At 65.0% G+C, this 16,060-nt stretch carries 26 protein-coding genes; 3 read left to right on the plus strand and 23 right to left on the minus strand.

Features of this window, described 5'->3' with window-relative positions; genetic code table 11:
* Positions 1-198: 198 nt before the first annotated feature.
* The 18 genes from N5D45_RS13870 to N5D45_RS13955 all read right to left on the minus strand — a co-directional run bounded on the left by N5D45_RS13870 (position 199) and on the right by N5D45_RS13955 (position 10,484).
* A complete protein-coding gene (locus N5D45_RS13870) occupies positions 199-864 on the minus strand; it encodes a hypothetical protein (protein WP_279939125.1) in 666 nt (221 codons plus the stop codon).
* On the minus strand, positions 855-1,544 hold the full coding sequence (locus N5D45_RS13875) for a transglycosylase SLT domain-containing protein (protein ID WP_128987850.1): 690 nt from the start codon (positions 1,542-1,544) through the stop codon (positions 855-857). The genes N5D45_RS13870 and N5D45_RS13875 overlap by 10 nt, the downstream gene beginning before the upstream one ends.
* Positions 1,541-1,861: a hypothetical protein gene (locus N5D45_RS13880; RefSeq protein WP_049436660.1), complete on the minus strand. Its 321-nt coding sequence runs from the start codon at positions 1,859-1,861 to the stop codon at positions 1,541-1,543. Before N5D45_RS13880 ends, N5D45_RS13875 begins: the two co-directional genes overlap by 4 nt.
* Before the next feature lie 160 nt (positions 1,862-2,021).
* Positions 2,022-2,369 carry a hypothetical protein gene (locus N5D45_RS13885; protein WP_128987851.1) on the minus strand — a complete coding sequence of 116 codons (348 nt, stop codon included), beginning with the start codon at positions 2,367-2,369 and terminating at the stop codon, positions 2,022-2,024.
* A 9-nt stretch (positions 2,370-2,378) separates the two neighbouring features.
* Positions 2,379-2,795: a Mor transcription activator family protein gene (locus N5D45_RS13890; RefSeq protein ID WP_049436658.1), complete on the minus strand. Its 417-nt coding sequence runs from the start codon at positions 2,793-2,795 to the stop codon at positions 2,379-2,381.
* Positions 2,795-3,385, minus strand: coding sequence for a hypothetical protein (locus N5D45_RS13895; protein WP_128987852.1), 591 nt, complete (start codon positions 3,383-3,385; stop codon positions 2,795-2,797). The genes N5D45_RS13890 and N5D45_RS13895 overlap by 1 nt, the downstream gene beginning before the upstream one ends.
* A complete protein-coding gene (locus N5D45_RS13900; protein ID WP_279939127.1) occupies positions 3,385-3,648 on the minus strand; it encodes a hypothetical protein in 264 nt (87 codons plus the stop codon). Before N5D45_RS13900 ends, N5D45_RS13895 begins: the two co-directional genes overlap by 1 nt.
* Complete coding sequence (locus N5D45_RS13905) at positions 3,645-4,061, minus strand: regulatory protein GemA (RefSeq protein ID WP_206733958.1); 417 nt, start codon at positions 4,059-4,061, stop codon at positions 3,645-3,647. The genes N5D45_RS13900 and N5D45_RS13905 overlap by 4 nt, the downstream gene beginning before the upstream one ends.
* Complete coding sequence (locus N5D45_RS13910) at positions 4,058-4,510, minus strand: hypothetical protein (RefSeq protein WP_279939129.1); 453 nt, start codon at positions 4,508-4,510, stop codon at positions 4,058-4,060. Before N5D45_RS13910 ends, N5D45_RS13905 begins: the two co-directional genes overlap by 4 nt.
* Positions 4,497-4,790, minus strand: a complete 294-nt coding sequence (locus N5D45_RS13915; protein ID WP_279939130.1) for a hypothetical protein — start codon at positions 4,788-4,790, stop codon at positions 4,497-4,499. Before N5D45_RS13915 ends, N5D45_RS13910 begins: the two co-directional genes overlap by 14 nt.
* Positions 4,787-5,407: a DUF3164 family protein gene (locus N5D45_RS13920; protein WP_279939131.1), complete on the minus strand. Its 621-nt coding sequence runs from the start codon at positions 5,405-5,407 to the stop codon at positions 4,787-4,789. Before N5D45_RS13920 ends, N5D45_RS13915 begins: the two co-directional genes overlap by 4 nt.
* A gap of 20 nt (positions 5,408-5,427) precedes the next feature.
* Entirely contained in the window at positions 5,428-5,880 is a 453-nt protein-coding gene (locus N5D45_RS13925; RefSeq protein WP_279939132.1) for a hypothetical protein, read from the minus strand.
* 10 nt (positions 5,881-5,890) lie between these two features.
* Positions 5,891-6,181: a hypothetical protein gene (locus N5D45_RS13930; protein ID WP_049436652.1), complete on the minus strand. Its 291-nt coding sequence runs from the start codon at positions 6,179-6,181 to the stop codon at positions 5,891-5,893.
* Complete coding sequence (locus N5D45_RS13935) at positions 6,178-6,411, minus strand: hypothetical protein (RefSeq protein WP_049436651.1); 234 nt, start codon at positions 6,409-6,411, stop codon at positions 6,178-6,180. Before N5D45_RS13935 ends, N5D45_RS13930 begins: the two co-directional genes overlap by 4 nt.
* Positions 6,408-7,634, minus strand: coding sequence for an AAA family ATPase (locus N5D45_RS13940; RefSeq protein WP_279939133.1), 1,227 nt, complete (start codon positions 7,632-7,634; stop codon positions 6,408-6,410). Before N5D45_RS13940 ends, N5D45_RS13935 begins: the two co-directional genes overlap by 4 nt.
* A complete protein-coding gene (locus N5D45_RS13945) occupies positions 7,634-9,595 on the minus strand; it encodes a transposase domain-containing protein (protein WP_160314073.1) in 1,962 nt (653 codons plus the stop codon). Before N5D45_RS13945 ends, N5D45_RS13940 begins: the two co-directional genes overlap by 1 nt.
* Before the next feature lie 29 nt (positions 9,596-9,624).
* Complete coding sequence (locus N5D45_RS13950) at positions 9,625-10,068, minus strand: hypothetical protein (protein WP_049436648.1); 444 nt, start codon at positions 10,066-10,068, stop codon at positions 9,625-9,627.
* Positions 10,069-10,133: 65 nt separating this feature from the next.
* A complete protein-coding gene (locus N5D45_RS13955; protein WP_100049995.1) occupies positions 10,134-10,484 on the minus strand; it encodes a helix-turn-helix transcriptional regulator in 351 nt (116 codons plus the stop codon).
* Between the two features lie 160 nt (positions 10,485-10,644).
* Between N5D45_RS13955 and N5D45_RS13960 the strand changes: the two genes are divergently transcribed.
* Positions 10,645-11,181: a helix-turn-helix transcriptional regulator gene (locus N5D45_RS13960; RefSeq protein WP_128987859.1), complete on the plus strand. Its 537-nt coding sequence runs from the start codon at positions 10,645-10,647 to the stop codon at positions 11,179-11,181.
* Between the two features lie 73 nt (positions 11,182-11,254).
* Positions 11,255-11,479: a hypothetical protein gene (locus N5D45_RS13965; protein ID WP_152906275.1), complete on the plus strand. Its 225-nt coding sequence runs from the start codon at positions 11,255-11,257 to the stop codon at positions 11,477-11,479.
* Positions 11,480-11,713: 234 nt separating this feature from the next.
* Here N5D45_RS13965 and N5D45_RS13970 read toward each other — a convergent pair whose 3' ends face one another.
* The 4 genes from N5D45_RS13970 to N5D45_RS13985 all read right to left on the minus strand — a co-directional run bounded on the left by N5D45_RS13970 (position 11,714) and on the right by N5D45_RS13985 (position 14,021).
* The gene (locus N5D45_RS13970; protein WP_134959413.1) at positions 11,714-12,220 is read right to left on the minus strand and encodes a hypothetical protein; all 507 of its coding nucleotides are present in this window, start codon (positions 12,218-12,220) and stop codon (positions 11,714-11,716) included.
* A gap of 108 nt (positions 12,221-12,328) precedes the next feature.
* The gene (locus N5D45_RS13975) at positions 12,329-12,553 is read right to left on the minus strand and encodes a hypothetical protein (RefSeq protein WP_010485009.1); all 225 of its coding nucleotides are present in this window, start codon (positions 12,551-12,553) and stop codon (positions 12,329-12,331) included.
* Positions 12,550-13,251, minus strand: a complete 702-nt coding sequence (locus N5D45_RS13980) for a glutamine amidotransferase (protein WP_019660234.1) — start codon at positions 13,249-13,251, stop codon at positions 12,550-12,552. Before N5D45_RS13980 ends, N5D45_RS13975 begins: the two co-directional genes overlap by 4 nt.
* A complete protein-coding gene (locus N5D45_RS13985) occupies positions 13,248-14,021 on the minus strand; it encodes a YggS family pyridoxal phosphate-dependent enzyme (RefSeq protein ID WP_057504134.1) in 774 nt (257 codons plus the stop codon). The genes N5D45_RS13980 and N5D45_RS13985 overlap by 4 nt, the downstream gene beginning before the upstream one ends.
* 76 nt (positions 14,022-14,097) lie before the next feature.
* Here N5D45_RS13985 and ptsJ point away from each other — a divergent pair, with 76 nt between their 5' ends.
* Positions 14,098-15,384 carry a transcriptional regulator PtsJ gene (gene ptsJ, locus N5D45_RS13990; protein WP_010485015.1) on the plus strand — a complete coding sequence of 429 codons (1,287 nt, stop codon included), beginning with the start codon at positions 14,098-14,100 and terminating at the stop codon, positions 15,382-15,384.
* A 102-nt stretch (positions 15,385-15,486) separates the two neighbouring features.
* On the opposite strand, the gene N5D45_RS13995 is transcribed toward ptsJ, so the two are convergent.
* On the minus strand, positions 15,487-15,993 hold the full coding sequence (locus tag N5D45_RS13995; RefSeq protein WP_010485017.1) for a hypothetical protein: 507 nt from the start codon (positions 15,991-15,993) through the stop codon (positions 15,487-15,489).
* Positions 15,994-16,060: the final 67 nt, after the last annotated feature.

Raw genomic sequence — 16,060 nt, forward strand, 5'->3', positions numbered from 1 at the left:
GTCTGCCACTCGGGTGCCTCTTGCCTTGGATGATTTCAGTCAGGTCCACCGCCACGGCACGAAGCGTGGCCACGCGCCCTCGGTTGATGAGCCCTGCGTTGCCTGGCTGCCTGCTGCCGCTTTCGGCATCGCGAGCCATCTGCTCGTACTCGTTCCGCAAGCGGGTCAGGTCAGCGACCTTGATCGTGGGTTCCGCCTTCACGGGCACAGGCCTCCACGGGCAGCTGCAGCTGGGTGACCGCTGTGCAGTACCAGCCCCAGGCGGTCGCCTCCCAGTCCGACACTGCCTGCGTCAGCCTTCGCTGCTGGTTGCGGCAGTCGTGGTACAGCGCCGCGACCTGGTCGTGATTCCCCAGCAGGGTTTCCCAGAGATCGTCCTTGGCTGCCGGCAGCTCCGGGCATTCGGCCTTGAGCGTTGCCGGCATTGGGGGCGCGGGCGGCAGAGGCAGCGGCGCCTGCGTTACTGCGGTTCCAGTGCTGCAGGACATCAGCCCCGGCGTGACCAGTGCGCAGATCAGGGCGAGTGCGCAGGAGCGCAGCGAGCGCCTCTTGCTGCTGCAGGTTGAATTGACGTTGGTTCTCACGGTCCAGCTCCTGGAGCTCGGCAATGTGGTTGAGGCGCTGGGTTGCGCGGTAGTAATTGGCGGTTGCCTGGGCCGATTGGGTCTGCAGCGTCTTGGCCGACTGCTGCAGTTGGCGCAGCTGCAGCTCCAGGCCCTGGCGCTGCTCGATGGCCGCCGATCCGGCTGCCCAGCGATGCCCCGTCGCAAACCCGATGCCGAGCAACGCGGCAACGGTCAGGCACAGCACCAACAGCAACGAGAGGAAGCGATAGGGGCGGGTCGGGTCTGCGATCAGGGGCATGTGGCCACCCCCGTCCAACCGGCCGCGAGATACGCTGGCTCCAGTGTCAGCAGGATTCGTTTCGGATAGCCGGTGTTCTCTCTGTGCGCCCACTCCGCTCGGGCGCGGTACGGCTCGACAGCCCGCCAGTCGTTTGCATCCGCTCCCTTGGTGTACGCCAGCGCTCGTTCGCGATTGAGCGCCTTTTCACCGCCGTTGTACGCGCGGAAGGTAAAGGCCCACCGGCTGCAGCTGCTCATACGCCCCTGGCTGTACTCGGCGACGCGGTCGAACAGCCAGCGGTCATACAGCGCGGCAGCCAGGATGGCCTGCTGCGGGTTCCAGGGATCGAATCCCGCCAGGTCGGTCGGATAGATCGTGGCGATCCAGCGGGCCGTGGACGGCATGAACTGGGCGATCCCCTGGGCACCCACAGGTGAGCGCGCATCGGCCCGAAATGCGGACTCCTGGTGCAGCTGTGCAGCCAGGCGTGCCGAGCTCGCGTTGACGCCCCAAGCGCGGGACGCTGCCTGTTCCACGCGATGTCGATACAAGGCAGATGCGGGGGCAATCTTGACGGTGGCGCGGGTGGGTGCGGCTTCGGCCGTGCCGCAGATGGCCCACGTTACGATGGCCACAAGCACCAGGCAGACCGCGATGGCCAAGCGCAGGCCGGGATCGGGGCGGCCGTGCCGGGTCATCCGATCAACCCTGCCGCAATCATGGCCGCAGCGATCAGCGTCACGCGGCGGGTTTGCGCCATCGACTTCTCGATGCCATCGAGGTACCTGGGATCGGCGCCACGGAACAGAGTGAGGTCAACGCCGTGGCCGATTACCGCTGCCATTGTCAGCTTGGCAGCTGCCCAGGCGTAGGACGCCACCAGGATGGGATTGAGGATGGCCACGCTGGCCAGCAGAAACAGGCTCAGCGCCAGCCACAGCCAGATGTAGCCGATGCGGTCGAATAGCGAGCCGAGGTAGGCGATGGCTCGGGTACGGCGATTGTTGGGTTCCATGTGCACTCCGCTGTTTGGGTAAGCGGGGTGCGTCCGTGCTGCGCACGTTGACCGTCCCCCGGTGCACACAGCTTCCGCGCGCGCGAAAGTGGACGGGGACTAAAGTGCTTCAATGAAAAAGCCCCGCATATGCGGGGCCTTTGTAGGGATACTGGCAGGTCTAATCGTGTCGCGCACACGCCCGTGGGTAGTCGCGCCAGAGTATGGCATCCACACTCCCATCGTCCTGACCCGGATCAATGACCGCAGCGACCGGATCGACCATGAAACGGCGATAGCCTTCTGGCCCGAACGACACCCGTCCGCAGACAGTGCGCTTGTCCACTCCTATGCGGACATCCGTGAATGCCGCGACGGTAACGCCGGCCTTCTCCATGATCGCGCTCTTGGCAGAGGCGATCTTCCAACTTGAGTAACCCCATACGGACCAAACGAGGCACCCCAGCACCACCGCCGCAATCACTGCAACCACGGTCCACTCAATTTTGCCCAGCACCGGCCGACTCATCATCTCTCCTTAGAAATCAAAATTCCGCTGCACCCTGGCAAGGTGCAGCTGGCGTTGCTGACGAATGATCTCGTAGACCCGAACCTCAGTAAGGCCATACTCGGTCACCAGCTGCGCAATGTTACCGCGCTTGGCCCGACGGTAGATTTCCGCGTCCCGCAGGGCGTTGCGCAGGCGCATCCCCTGCGGGATGTAGATCTGACGGCCGCCGGCATACTCGGCTTGCGCCAGCATGCCGGCAAGGGCCAGCCGGGTGGCCTGTTCTTCATCCAGGCCGGCGCGACGGAATGCAGCCTCCATGACCGCGACCAACGCGACCAAGGTGCCCTCCCATTGTTTTTCGGTCAGATCCAGCGGTGCGGCCGCGATCAGCTCGGCGGCTGCATCGGCGTCCGGTGTTCCGACCCAATCGCGTTGCTCGATCATCAATGCTCTCCGTACTTCTCGCGCGCCTCTGCGCGCTCGCGCTCGGCATCGTCGTCGGACATCTGGCCCAGCGACACCATCTGGCTGATCCAGGCCAAGCGCTGATCCAGCCTGGATTCGCCAGCACCTGGATTGACGCGTGCCGTGGTGCCCAGGTGCCGGCCTGCGCGGGCGTGTTCCTCTCGTTCGCGCTCAGCGGCTGCATCGGCCTGGTCGGCCAAGCCGAACACGACCGCGCGCAGGTAGCCGTGCGACTCCAGCGGGAGGGTCAGGTTCGGACGAGCCACCAGCATCTGATCGATGCCCGCCACCCAGTGACGAACCTGCGCCGGGCGTCGGATGCCGCCGCGTTCGTCCTTGCAGACCGTGCCAGAGGCGACCAGGTCGGCGACTTCCTGGGCGAGCTTCACCGCACGCCCCATTCGCAGGCCCTGTTTGGCCGGTTTAAACAGGCCCAGGTAGGCCAGCACCGCTCGGCCAAGCTCGGGCGGCATTGCCGCCACGGTTACTGCCAGGCGCTTGCCTTCCTCCTCCAGGAGAAACGCATTGATGTGGCCCTGGCAGCCACAATCGGGACAGGTGGCTCTCATCAGTGCGTCCGCAGATCCTTCAACGTGAAGATGGGCGGGGCATCCAGGCTACCCAGGGCTCCCTCCAGAAATTCCCTTACATACGCATCCTCTCGTCCATTGGCGCGCAGCAGCTCGATTCCGACCAGCACAACGATGGTCAGATACTGAATCACCTGCGGCGGTGGGAGCGTCTTGATGCGCTCGAAGGTTACGCGCAGGGCTTCGCCGGTTGCCTTCTGTCGCTCTTGTTCCCGCTCGGCTTCGCTTACGGTATTGCTCATCCTTCCCTCCGGTTGCAGTCGATCTGTAGCGCAGCAATCAGGCTGTGCAGCTGGTCATGCTTGAGAAACTCCAGGCGGTCCACCTGAAACATGCGCACTGACATTGCATGCGCGTAGTTCCAGGGACGTTTGGCGCTGGCCAGCAGCGCCTCCACCTTTCGCAGCATCGGAACCTGGTCGGTGTTCTTCGGGCGGTCAGGGTGCGGCTTGCCCGGCTTTGCCTTCCAGCCAAGCCTGGTCAGCTCAGCCAGCACCGCATCGCGCTCGCTCGGCGACATTTGCGTGGATGACTGCTTGCCTGTCACGCGCTGCAAGAGCGCGCGATAGCTCGCCTCATCCATGCCGAGCTCCTTCTGCGCAACCTTGATCTTGGCGATCTGTGCGCGGCGCAGGGGGTCGGTTGCCGACTTCATAGGTGACCCTCCGGCACCCGTGCTGACCATCCAGCGCGGATCAGCTCGATGCTTGTGCACGTGCGGCTGAGGTGACGACGCAGAGCTGTTGCCGAAGGCCAGCCCGGATCGTAGATCGTTCCGGTTCCCTGCTTGACCATAGTGGCAGTGCGACGCTTGCCCAGGCTCTTGACCATCCGCGCTTGCTGAGCCCTGCTATAGAGGCAGAATTTACGGGGACGGTAGAACTTGGCGCCGATGGGGCTGCTTTCCTGCATGTACCCCTGCTTTATCTCCCCATCAACGAACACGATAACTGCGTATCGCAGCGTCTTAATCTGCCTTACCTGGATCACCAGCCGATGTTCATCGGCGATCAACTCCACGTCACCGCCGTAGGGCGTCGCAAGTGCCTTCTCGACTTCCGCCCACTGTTCTTTGCTCAGCGGTGACTTCTTATGCGCCGACATCGCGAGGCTCCTTATCGCGGAAGCAAACGAGGCTCGGGGCGCTGATGTGGCGCACCAGGCGCCAGGGGAACACGTCGCCACGTGCCTCGATGTAGGCAGTCGCCCGCTGGATGAACCCCATGGCCTCCGGGGAGCGCGGATCGTCGGCGCAGCTCAGGTCATAGAAAATCAAGCCTTCGATGTCCTGCTGGCGGGCAAACAGCTCGATGTCAGCGCGCACGGTCGCATCGGCCACGGCCAGTGCCAGCTCGGCGAGCTCGGAAGGAACGCGGGCGGTCACAGTGCCACCGCCGACAGGTCGAGGGTGATGGGCTGATAGGCGCCATCCTTGTCTCGCTGGTACACGCGGACGTAGGACTTGCTGCCCATGACCTGGACAGCTTCGCCAATGGCGCGCATGGCTTCCTGCCAGCGCGGATCATCAATCTCCAGGCGCTTCAGCTGCAGCACCTGCCCGGTGCGGATGTTGCCCTGCTGATCGACGCGGAACGCATCGTTGATGATGGTGCGGATCTCGGTGCGTGCGCCTTCAGTCCACTCTGCCAGGCACTGGTCGATGAGTGCCTTCGCAGCCAGCAGACGTTCGTCAAACTTGATCGTCTCCTGGAACTGGCGGATCACCTTGTATCGGCCATCGTAGGCCACCAGTGTGACGTTGCCTTTCTTGCCGCCGATGTGGACGCGGTACTGCTCTGCGCTCAGGGACACGAACGCGGCAATGCTGTCGAATGCATGGCGCTTGAATTCTGCCATGCGCTTGTGCAGATCCTGAGCGCGATCAGCGAGCTCCTGCACCAGCTCATCGCGCAGCTTGTCGATTTCCTTGATGTGTTGCTCCGGGACCAGGTGCCCCTTGGCGTCCTGTCGGTAGCCTTCGGGAATCGCGTTTGCTTGCATGGTTGGGGGTTCCTTGTTCATCAGGGGGTGAGGTGGTTGCGGGCTTCGCTGAGGGCGCTATCGCACTGCATCAGCAGTCGCACCAGGGGCGCTGGCAGCCCGGCAGCGCGGGCATCCAGTGCCGTATCCAGAACGTCCTGGGCAATGGCTTCCAGGCGTCGATCCACGGCGAGCGCTCGGGCGTTGTGCAGTGACCGCTCGCAACCGGCCGGCGCGGGCTCCGGCACGGCAGCAAACTCGGTGCCCGTGGAGCCACGGACCAGCCAGAGCATCTGCGGATCATTGCCTTGGCGTTCGACCTGGTTTCGGTCGATCAGCTCCTCCAGGGTGTCGTCGATGTCCAGCGGGCGCGCATCGTGCAGGGTGGTGGCCAGCTGGACGCGCGTCATGCAGCCGCCTGCCTGGTCGATTGCCTCCAGGATTCGCTGCAGCAGCTGCTGCAGCGACTTGGGAAACGGAACATGCTTCGTCATGGTGTCTTGCTCAATGCAGCCCACTGGTGGGGGTGGATTGGCACACGTCCCACTCCACCTGGCAGCCGTGGAATGGGGTCGCCATCTTCGTGCGGGTCACCAGCTGGCCCTTGCGCTCGCGGATGTGCTGGGCGCCCACCAGCGAATCGCCGCGCGGGCGGTCGATCACGATCACGGGCCGAGCGCCAGTGATCGAGACGGAACGAGCCGTGAGGCCCTTGTCGGCCAGGGCGTTGATGGCCTCCAGCGCGGCGGTCAGCTGGTGCTGGATGGCGGTGCGGTTCTTGTCGGTGGTGGTCACGGGAGACGCTCCTGGTTGTCGATTGGTGCCGTTTGAGCGGCGCTTGCGATGGCTTCATTGCTCCACTGCAGCAACTGGCCGATGGTCAGCGAATCGAATGGGGTGGCCAGCGCATAGCAGCGCTGGACGATCAGGCAGCGCGCCGGCAGTGCATCCGGTGATGCCAGCCTGGCGATGCCGCCCACAGCCGACACCAGGTCGGCCGTGAGATGGGAAATGGACGTGGTCACACCAGCACGCCCAGTTCTTTGGCCGCGTAGCGGATGGACTCGCAGCAGATCCGCTCGTTCTTGGCCTGCGAGTAGATCGAGGCAAGGCGCAGCACCTTGTTCAGGACGCGGAGTGCGCCCGGAAGGTCGGCAATCTGCCGGATCTGATCGCGGCAACCGGCATCGGCGATGTTCCAGGCGTCAATGATCGCGTCGGCGTCACCCTTGACCACCTTGTGAATGACCAGTCGCTTGCCGACCCGGCTATACAGGCGATCAAGGAACGGAGCGCGATTGCCGCCCGTCATCTGCGTGATGACACGATCATTGCCACACAGCACAAGGCCGATGCTGGTCTGATCGTTGATGGCGCGGACCATGTCCAGCGCCTGCACGGTCAGGTGCTGTGCTTCATCCAGGATCAGCAGGCCGCTGGTGTTGCGCACCTTCTGGAAGATGGCCCGCTGGATGTAGGCGGCGGAGTTAACCAGGTCGCGCAGGCCCATGACTGCGGCAATCTCCTGCAGGCAGGTAAGCACGCCGCCAGTGGCCGGGGTCAATTCGACGTGCCAGACGTTCGGGCTCACGGCTGCATAGCGCTTGTTCGTGACGGTCTTGCCCAGGCCCGCGCCGCCAGCGATCACTGCAATGTCGCCTGCCATGTGGGCGTACTGCAGGACGGCGCGCAGCTTCTCGCTGGTCGGCGTGGTGACGAACTCGGGGCCTTCGGGCAGCTTGCCGTTGTTGATGCGCTCATCGCGGACATTGAGCCAACCGGCCAGCTTGCGAGCCACGTTTTGCTGGTTGCCCGCATAGGTGCCGCCCAAGAACTGCGAAAGCGTGGCGCTGCTGATGTCCGATTCCTTTGCCAAGCGGGCCTGGCTCAGGTTCTTGTCCTCTTCCAGGGTGATGCGCAGACGGTCGCGCAGATCGGCGAGCTGCTCCGGTGACAATTCTTCGGGGGTGATCGGGGTGACGGCCAGATTCATCGTGTTGGGTTCCTTGGATTGGTGCGGGTGCAGCGGGGCAACGGGTGGAAGGGGCGGACGTTTGAGGGCGGCGAGCTTCGATCTGCGGCGGGCGATGCCACCGCCTGCTGCTGTCGCTTTCGGGTTGGTCCGGGTGTCTACGCCGGATCTGAAACGGGCTTGTGCCTGGTGGCGAAGTGGGTGCGAACCTTCATTGCGTATGCGCTGGAGGTAGGCCTGCCGACGCTGGTAGCCGGTGGCGGGGGTGCTTTGCATCAGGCTTCCCCGTCAGGCGTGGTCCACAGGCTGTTCCGGCGCTGCTGGGCCTGCATGCGATCCATCAGCGACACGAACGCGCTTTCGTTGTCGTCGGTGCCGGTGCGCAGCCGTTCGGCGGGCTCGGCTTCCTGTACGCGCGGCGGCTGCCGGCGACCGAACAGCGGCGCGATCACGCCTGCAGGCGGCAGCGATTCGGGCAGCGGCGACGGCAGCTGGTTGGCCACGCTGGCCGCTTCCATCCGGCGCTCCGCGTCCAGCTGCTTACGTGTTGCCTGGCGGTATTGCTTCTTTGCCCTGGCGTGTTCACGGGCGGCGCCTGTATCGGCGAAGCCAACGGCGGCGATGCAGTCCAGCTGGCCGATGTAGACGTTGGCCAAGGTGTACGCATGCACAGCCTGGTGCAGATGCTCGGGATCAAAGCGAAGCATCACCTTTTGACCTGCAAACGGGGCGATGGCGTCGCTCCAGTACCGATTGCCGGACAGACGAACGCTGCTATCACGGCGGTCACAGGTGACCACGTCCGTAGACAGGAGCATTTCCCGCAGCTGCTCAGGCGATGCCTTGCGGATCGTGGACTGCGCATAGCTGGACTCAAACGCGGAATCAAAGCTCCGGCCTGCAGCGGTGCGAGTGCGCCGGCCCTCGCGAGCGTTGTGGGCCGCGATTTCCTCATTCAGGACACGCACGAACTCATCCAGCGGAATGGCCTTGCTGCCGTAGTTCTCGGGCTTTGCGTCGGGCTTGTTACCCGTGTAGGCGCCAGCGAATGCCGGGTGCTTGGCAACGCGGTCGCACAGGTCACGCCAGGCGCGCTCGATGGGCTTGGCCTGGCCGTGATACGGCGTTGCCCAGTGGATCTCGCAGCCCATTGCCGTCAGGAGGCCGGTCGGATCGTCTTCTTTCACCTTGAATCGGAAGCGATTTGCGGTGCCGCCGGTCAGCATCTTGGATGCGAAGCCGCGACCGTTATCCAGCCAGACCTTGCCGGGAATGCCGTAGCGCTCGATCACGTCACGGAACGCGAAGCGTGCAAGGTCCGACGACTCGGTTTCGGCGATGCGGTAGCCCAGCAGTTTGCCGCTGTAGAGATCCTGGACACCCACCATGATGGGGCGCGCAACCGTGCCGTCCGGCCAACGTGCGAACACGTCAAACTTGTGGCCGTCGCTGTTCACTGCCTCCAGCGCGTGGAACACGCTGCGGTCGCGCTCCTGGGCCGGGAACGTCTGATTGAATCGCTCCTGGCCCTCGCGGGCCATCACCAGGACGGCGCGCGGCAGTTCTGCCTCAACACGGCGGATGAACGTCTTGGCGCACGGAAGTGCGGGCCAATCCTTGGTGGCGGCGATGCGCTGCAGCCGGTCATAGCAGCTTTGCGCACTCGGAGCCTCGACCCGCAGATAGTCGGCCTTGAACAGATCCCAGGCCTCGGCGTGAATCTCAGCCTTGGCCTTGGTCGCGGCGTATGCCGGCACCAACAGCGCCAGGCGGTGCTGCTTCTCGGCTTTGGCCACCAGCGCGGCCCAGCGACCCAGGCTGGCCACGCTCACGCCGCCGACCTGGTCGCGCTGCATCTGGCTGGCGACGATCTGACGCGCTGCCATCAGAGGATGGCCCGCAGCCTGGAGCGCCTCAACGGCCTGCAGGGCGCGCAGGCGGCGTGCGGCTTCGTCCTTCAAATGCTGCGGGACGGCCTCGTAGCGCTTCCATGCGGACGCGATGGAATCGACGTTGGCCTGGCGAACCGCCACGGCCCGCTGCGGCGTCTCGCTGACCTGACCCGCGATGACAGCTGCGGCCTGTACGTCTGGCGGTAGCGCATCAACGGCATACAGTCGGCGACGACCACCGCGAGTGGCCTTTTCCTCAAACGCCCAGCCTTCACGCTTTGCGCGGATCTCGACGGCTCGCTTGGTCTTGCCCAGGCTGCTGGCCAAGGTGGCCAGGTCCAGCATCGAACGGGGGGACATGTTGCCGTCCGCCATTAGGATGCCCTCACGCTCAGGCGGTGCAGCTGGCGCAGGCGCTGGCTTGCGACGACACGCTCACGGTGGGCGCGGCCGATTTCAACGTCCAAGGTTTCGGCGCCCAGCAGCAGCTGGCCACCGATGACCTGGGCCTGCCACTCAGCGAGCAGCGTCCCGCCGCAGATCACTTCCAGCACGGGGGCAACCCACAGCGGAATGTTGAACGTTTCACGGCTGGGCGCGGTGTAGCCGTCGAGCATCGCCTTGGATACGTTCTGGCCAGTCAGGCGACTGGCGCGTGCGGCTACTTCGTGCCGATCCAGACCTGCAGCGTGCGCGGCCTCCAGCATCTGGCCGACCAGCATGCTGACGGACTTGCGGTAATCCATGGTGCCGTTGACCGGCGCCGAGGGGCGTGGGGTCAAGAAGAAGTCATAGGGCTGGCTGGGCTGACGATTCATCCTTGCGTCTCCTGCTCGGTGGGGGCGCCTGTGCGCCGGGGGGAAGCGGTAGATAGAGGCGCTGTTCATTGCGGGGCGCCAATTTGTGGATTGCGGCCTGTCCGCAGGCTGCTAGGCTTTGCATCGGGGGGCAGCAGCGGTTTGCGGCCTCCTGGGCCACGGTTCGGCTTACCGTCGGCGTCGTATCGGGTGGGCCAGATGGCCTGGGGCTTCTTTCCAAGGGCCTCGGCGATCAGCGCCTCCGCCTGCGGGTACGGCCGGCGGAGTGCTGTATTGAGGCTGTTAGCGTTGGTGTAGCCGTTCAGTAGTGCGAGCTGCCGCAGGGAGATTTCCTTGCGATGCAGCGCCGCTACGACATCGGCGGGATGCCAGTCCTTGGCGGGACTGGCTTTTCTCGGGGTAGTCGTTGCTGACACTTCGTATCTGTCCGTTGAGTGATGTCTACGGCGCAGATCATACGTCCAAATGGACGCGTGTCAACGTCCAAGCGGACTTCGCACTTCCCTTTTTGCGCCCATACGGAAAACGTAATGATTTTTAGCTTTACAAACAGACACTTACGGGAAGTGCGAAACCATGAATGACACGTCCACAGCCTTTCGCGCTTCACCTGATGAAAGTGCGAAGTCCGAATGGGCGCAAATTGGCGCGCGACTCGTTTCCGTTCGGGCGCATATGACCCAGGCGGAAATGGCGCATGCATTGGGGGTGTCAAAGACCACGTACAGCCGCTGGGAGCGGGGCGTCAGAGAGATCGGGTCGGATGGGCTGGGCGCACTTGTCCGGCGCGGCTGGAACGCCAATTGGCTGCTCACAGGCTCAGGCGATGAACGCCTGGATTCCGGCACGATTCCGCGTCAAAACAATGACTTGCGGCAGTCTCAGGTAGTGAGCCAGTCGTCTGTGAAGATCGCCGCGCAACTGCTCCAGGAGGCGCTTGATGACGCGGATGCTGCACTGGCCCCGGCCCAGTATGGCGAGGCGCTTGTTCTGCTGGCTCAGCTGCTGGAAAAGGGACTGCCGGAAGCGGACGTAAGGCCGTTTGCCCAGCAGACAGTCGGGATGATCGTTACAGGGGCAAAGGATGCAGGAACAGCGGCAACTGGTAGGTAGATTGAGGGCGATTCTGCGGGACGCGATCCCTCGGAATCATTGGGAGACAAGGCTTTCGGACCCGGTGCTGGCAATGCCAGTGCATCTGCGTCGCGCTCGCGCGCGCTATGAGATCCAGGATCTCGCCGCCCGCTACGGTTGGCAGCGGGAAGTTGAACGGGATCTGCTCCGCCTCGGCGTTCCTTCCCTCAAATATCTGAGCCAGGAGCAGCTCGACCAGGTGCTGGTCAGGCTCAAGGGCCTGGAGGACTGTCTGCAGAACATCTGCGATCCACCCGATGGACCGCCAGCCCGTTGAAGCCCCTTTAAACACAAGTCAAACGGCCGCCAGTGATGGCGGCCGTTTTGCATTCCTGGTGTCCAATCGGGTCAGATAGGGCTGGTTTCGCAAACCGAGCTCTATCTATCGATAGATGTCACTCGACGGGTGAAACGCTTGCCAGACGGGGCTTTCGTCCCATTTCATCCCGTTTCATCCCGTTTTTTCCCCGTTCTCAATCTCTAAGTCCCCCAACAATGGGCCACCGCAGCGTCAGCGCGGGCGGTAGTCGCAGTGGATCTGCAGGGCTTCGGTGGGGTTGCGATGCAGCTCGAAGCCGCAATGCTGCAGGCTGCGCTTCACCTGCGCGACCGCTTCGGCATGATGGGCGACGCGACGATCCTGCCAGCGCGGTGGGGTGAATACGCCCAGCGGCAGCAGTCGCAGCCGCTTGCCGTGCAGTATCAGTGAGACATCGATATGACGGCCATCGATGTCGTGGCCGTTGGCACCGAAGATGGCATCGATCTCATCGCGGCGCTGCGGGTAGCAGGTGCGGAACACCGCAATGCCGAGCCGTCGCACCACGCGGCGGAAGCCACCGAGACGGCTGTGGCTGGGTTCGAAGCCACGAGTGAGCAGCAGGCGCAGCCCGGCAGGCAGCATTGCCTGCGCGTCGAGCAGGCGTTGCAGTACCTCTTCTTCCAGTTGGATGCGGGTGGAGGGCCAGCGCGGGGCGATGAGCAGTCCGTGGTGGTTGCCGCGTTGCAGGGTCAGCATCCGTGAAGCTTCGCACGCGGGCGAACAGCCAGGGTAGTGCCGGCCGCTGGCCGGCAAACCTGTTCTCCCGTCGGATGCCGACCAGCGGCCGGCACTACCATCGTCGGGTCAGATGTCGCGGTACTGGATCTGCGAAGCCAGTACGCGCAGGCCATCGGCATTGCTGGACAGGATGCGCTCTTCGCTGACCCCTTTCTGCCGTTTCAGCTGGAAGCCCTGATCGGCAGGCAGCTGTGCGGCGATGGCGTCCATGCGTTGCAGGGCATCGGGGCCGCTGCAGTCGAAGTGACCCCAGTGGGCGCCATCGCGGTGGATCTGCAATCGGTAGTTCATTGTGGTGTCTCCGGCAGGTCCTGCAGCCAATGGTCGAACATCGCGGTGGCGGCCGCAGCCAGTGGTGCGCCATAGCGACGCGCCTGCGCGCGAAGGTCGTTGGGATCGATGCCGGCCTGGGCCAGCTCCAGCGTGTGGCCGATCAGCCAACGCTCGAACTGGCGGGCGTCCAGTTCCGGATGGCATTGCAGGGCCAGTGCGTGGCTGCCGATGGCGAATGCCTGGTGACGGCAGGCCGGCGTGCTGGCCAGGCGGCGTGCACCGGCCGGAAGTTCGAACGCTTCACCATGCCAATGCAGTACCGGAATGCCCTGCAGGGACTGCAGCGGAGAACGCTGGCCTTCATCGGTCAGCAGCAGTGGCGCAAAGCCGATTTCCTTGCCACCACTGGGAGCGACACTGGCACCGAGTGCCCGCGCCATCAGCTGTGCACCCAGGCAGATGCCCAGGGTCGGCCGCTGCCGCTGCAGCCGGCGCTGCAGCAGGGCAATGCTGTCGTTGACGAAGGGATAGGTCCCTGTGTCATTGGCACTGATGGGACCGCCCAGCACGACCAGCAGATCGGCGGTTTCGGCGCCATCGAGCACATCGACACCGGCCTGCAGCACGTGCAGCTGCCAGCCCTGCGCCAGCAGCAACGGTTTCAGGGTGCCGAGGTCTTCAAAGGCAACGTGTTGCAGGACAACCGCGTGCTTCATGCCGGTGCTCCGCTGTTCGGCCAGTAGAAACTGTCCGGGGTGGCACGGGCACCGAAGATGGCCTGGCCGACGCGGACCACGGTGGCACCTTCCTCGATGGCCACTTCGAAATCACCGGACATGCCCATCGACAGCTGCGACAGGTCGAGGCCGGGCGGGGCGGTGCGTTGCAGCTGGTCGCGCAGTTCGCGCAGGCGCACGAAGCAGGCGCGCACGTGCTCGACATCGGGGGTGAAGATGGCCAGGGTCATCAGGCCGCGCACGTGCAGGCGATCGAAGGCCGGCAGCTGCTGCACGAAGGCCTCGACCGCGTCGGGTTCCAGGCCGTACTTGCTCGGTTCGGCCGAGGTGTTGACCTGCACGAACACATCCAGCGTGCGGTCTTCCAGTTGCAGGCGCTGCTGCAGGGCCTCGGCTACGCGCAGGCTGTCCAGCGCCTGGAACTCGCTGGCAAAGCGCGCCACGTAGCGCGCCTTGTTGGTCTGCAGATGGCCGATCACCGACCAGTGCACGCCCAGGTCGGCCATCGTTTCAGCCTTGCGTTGTGCCTCCTGCACCTTGTTCTCGCCCAGTTCGTGGCAGCCTGCGGCTACCGCCATGCGGATGCGGGCGTCATCGACGGTCTTGCTGACCGGTAGCAGACGCACGCTGGCCGGGTCCCGGCCGACACGGGCGCAGGCATCGGCGATGCGTTGGCGCACCGTGACCAGGTTGGCGGCGATCTGTTCAACGGACTGGGCGACGGGCCAGTCGGCAGCGGCAAGGGGCATGCGGGCACCTCCAATGCAGGGTGGCCAGGGTGGGATACACTGGCACAGGACAAGAGATATTTTGGCATAGGACAAAATGAAAATCACCGGGCATAGCGCCGAGTCGATCTTCGACAGCATCCGCGACGGCATCGGCAAGGGCCGCCTTCCGGCCGGCAGCGTGTTGCCGCCGGTGCGTGAACTGGCCGAGCAGCTGGGAGTGAACCGCAACACCGTGGCTGCTGCCTACAAGCGCCTGGATGCGGCGGGCCTGGCCAGCACGGCGGGCCGCCGCGGCACGGTGGTGCGTGGCCTGCCGCCGCCGCTGGCGCGTGAAGGCAGTACGCCCGGGCTGGCCCTGCAGGACCTGGCCGGTGGCAACCCGGATCCACGCCTGCTGCCGAACCTGCGCCTGGCCCCGGCCGCACCACGGCTGTATGGCGTGGGCACGGTCGACCCGAGGTTGGAGGCGCTGGCACGCGCCTCGCTGGATGCGGACTGCCCGGAGGGCTATGCGCTGGAACTGACCCATGGCGCGGTCGATGGCATCGAACGCCTGCTGTCGGCGTGGCTGCTGCCGGGGGATCGCATCGCGGTGGAGGATCCGTGCTTCCTCGGCAGCCTCAACGTGCTCAACGCTGTGGGCCACGCGCCGTTGCCGGTGGCGGTGGACGCGCATGGCATGCAGGTCGATTCGCTGCGGCAGGCACTGGAGGCCGGTGCACGCGCGGTGTTGCTGACCCCGCGGGCACACAACCCGACCGGGGCCAGCCTGGATGCGAAGCGGGCGCGGGCGTTGCGGCAGTTGTTGGCGGCCTACCCGCAGGTGGCGGTGTTGATCGACGATCACTACGCGCTGCTCTCGCAGCAGGCCTATCACTCGGTGCTGCCGCTGGATGGCCGGCGCTGGGCGCTGCTGCGTTCGTTGTCCAAACCGCTCGGCCCGGACCTGCGGCTGGCCTGGCTGGCCTGCGATGAAGAGACCGCGATGCGGCTGCGGCTGCGATTGGCGTCCGGCACCGGCTGGGTCAGTCACCTGCTGCAGGATGCGGCGACCTCGGTGCTGTCGTCGGCAACGCAGCGGGCGAAGATCGCTTCGGCAGGTGAGCGTTACCAGCAGCGCCTGCGCTCGCTGCAGGAGTTGCTGCATGCGCGTGGCCTGCCGACACCGTTGCCGATGGAAGGATTGAACCTGTGGCTGCCGTTGCAGGCCGACAGCCATCCGCAGGTGCTGGCCCTGGCTTCGCGTGGATGGCATGTGCGCGCGGGCGAAGTGTTCTCGGTGGCAGCGCCGGGGCATGGCCTGCGCATCACCTGCGCTGCGCTGGGGGCAGCGCAGCTGCGGCAGCTGGCGGATGACCTGGCGGCGGTGTTCGCTCTGTAGCGTCGAGCCATGCTCGACGTTGCTTCGCCTTTGTAGAGCCGAGCCATGCTCGGCTGCTGTTGATAGAAGCAGTCGAGCATGGCTCGACGCTACACAAGCAGATCAGGGCGCGGCGTTGGCGCCGGGGCGCACGTAGTAGGACTGGCCGCTGTCATCGACGAACATCAGCTCCGGCTTGCCCTGCCAGGAGGTGAGCATGGCGCCGGTGTTGTTCTGGTGCTTGACCATCAGGCTGGCGCCGCGGTCCGGGTTGGCGACGACCTTGAATACTTCAGTGGTGCCGGTGGCATCGTCCAGGGTCAGCAGGGCTTCGCCGCCGCGGTCGCTGGTGCCGTAGCCGCCGCGTTCGGAACCATCGGGACCGAGCAGGATCATGCCTGACAGGGCGGTGGCACGCGGCCCCTGGGTGCGGCCCTGGCTGAGCGGATCGGGAACCGGTGCGCCGAGGATCACCCGCGGCTGGCCGCTTGCATCGTGGATGACCAGCCCGCGCGCCTCGATGATGCGCTGTGGTGATTGGCTGCGATGCAGGCTCCAGGCGGTCCACCCGGAAACCAGCAGGGCGAGGGTCGAGACCACCAGGGTGGTCAGCAGCAGCGCACGGGGCATCGGGTCGTCCTTCCTTGGATGTGCCGACGATAGCGGATGCGGACCGGCAATGGCCAGTTCGTTGTGT

It is taken from the genome of Stenotrophomonas sp. GD03819 (assembly GCF_029841665.1).
GTDB lineage: Bacteria > Pseudomonadota > Gammaproteobacteria > Xanthomonadales > Xanthomonadaceae > Stenotrophomonas > Stenotrophomonas geniculata.

Excerpts from the sequence above, each read along its gene's own strand:
- N5D45_RS13870 (WP_279939125.1), bottom strand. The coding sequence starts at position 864 with ATGCCCCTGATCGCAGACCCGACCCGCCCCTATCGCTTCCTCTCGTTG.
- N5D45_RS13875 (WP_128987850.1), bottom strand. The coding sequence starts at position 1,544 with ATGACCCGGCACGGCCGCCCCGATCCCGGCCTGCGCTTGGCCATCGCG.
- N5D45_RS13880 (WP_049436660.1), bottom strand. The coding sequence starts at position 1,861 with ATGGAACCCAACAATCGCCGTACCCGAGCCATCGCCTACCTCGGCTCG.
- N5D45_RS13885 (WP_128987851.1), bottom strand. The coding sequence starts at position 2,369 with ATGAGTCGGCCGGTGCTGGGCAAAATTGAGTGGACCGTGGTTGCAGTG.
- N5D45_RS13890 (WP_049436658.1), bottom strand. The coding sequence starts at position 2,795 with ATGATCGAGCAACGCGATTGGGTCGGAACACCGGACGCCGATGCAGCC.
- N5D45_RS13895 (WP_128987852.1), bottom strand. The coding sequence starts at position 3,385 with ATGAGAGCCACCTGTCCCGATTGTGGCTGCCAGGGCCACATCAATGCG.
- N5D45_RS13900 (WP_279939127.1), bottom strand. The coding sequence starts at position 3,648 with ATGAGCAATACCGTAAGCGAAGCCGAGCGGGAACAAGAGCGACAGAAG.
- N5D45_RS13905 (WP_206733958.1), bottom strand. The coding sequence starts at position 4,061 with ATGAAGTCGGCAACCGACCCCCTGCGCCGCGCACAGATCGCCAAGATC.
- N5D45_RS13910 (WP_279939129.1), bottom strand. The coding sequence starts at position 4,510 with ATGTCGGCGCATAAGAAGTCACCGCTGAGCAAAGAACAGTGGGCGGAA.
- N5D45_RS13920 (WP_279939131.1), bottom strand. The coding sequence starts at position 5,407 with ATGCAAGCAAACGCGATTCCCGAAGGCTACCGACAGGACGCCAAGGGG.
- N5D45_RS13925 (WP_279939132.1), bottom strand. The coding sequence starts at position 5,880 with ATGACGAAGCATGTTCCGTTTCCCAAGTCGCTGCAGCAGCTGCTGCAG.
- N5D45_RS13940 (WP_279939133.1), bottom strand. The coding sequence starts at position 7,634 with ATGCAAAGCACCCCCGCCACCGGCTACCAGCGTCGGCAGGCCTACCTC.
- N5D45_RS13945 (WP_160314073.1), bottom strand. The coding sequence starts at position 9,595 with ATGCTGGACCTGGCCACCTTGGCCAGCAGCCTGGGCAAGACCAAGCGA.
- N5D45_RS13950 (WP_049436648.1), bottom strand. The coding sequence starts at position 10,068 with ATGAATCGTCAGCCCAGCCAGCCCTATGACTTCTTCTTGACCCCACGC.
- N5D45_RS13960 (WP_128987859.1), top strand. The coding sequence starts at position 10,645 with ATGAATGACACGTCCACAGCCTTTCGCGCTTCACCTGATGAAAGTGCG.
- N5D45_RS13965 (WP_152906275.1), top strand. The coding sequence starts at position 11,255 with ATGCCAGTGCATCTGCGTCGCGCTCGCGCGCGCTATGAGATCCAGGAT.
- N5D45_RS13970 (WP_134959413.1), bottom strand. The coding sequence starts at position 12,220 with ATGCTGACCCTGCAACGCGGCAACCACCACGGACTGCTCATCGCCCCG.
- N5D45_RS13975 (WP_010485009.1), bottom strand. The coding sequence starts at position 12,553 with ATGAACTACCGATTGCAGATCCACCGCGATGGCGCCCACTGGGGTCAC.
- N5D45_RS13980 (WP_019660234.1), bottom strand. The coding sequence starts at position 13,251 with ATGAAGCACGCGGTTGTCCTGCAACACGTTGCCTTTGAAGACCTCGGC.
- N5D45_RS13985 (WP_057504134.1), bottom strand. The coding sequence starts at position 14,021 with ATGCCCCTTGCCGCTGCCGACTGGCCCGTCGCCCAGTCCGTTGAACAG.
- ptsJ (WP_010485015.1), top strand. The coding sequence starts at position 14,098 with ATGAAAATCACCGGGCATAGCGCCGAGTCGATCTTCGACAGCATCCGC.
- N5D45_RS13995 (WP_010485017.1), bottom strand. The coding sequence starts at position 15,993 with ATGCCCCGTGCGCTGCTGCTGACCACCCTGGTGGTCTCGACCCTCGCC.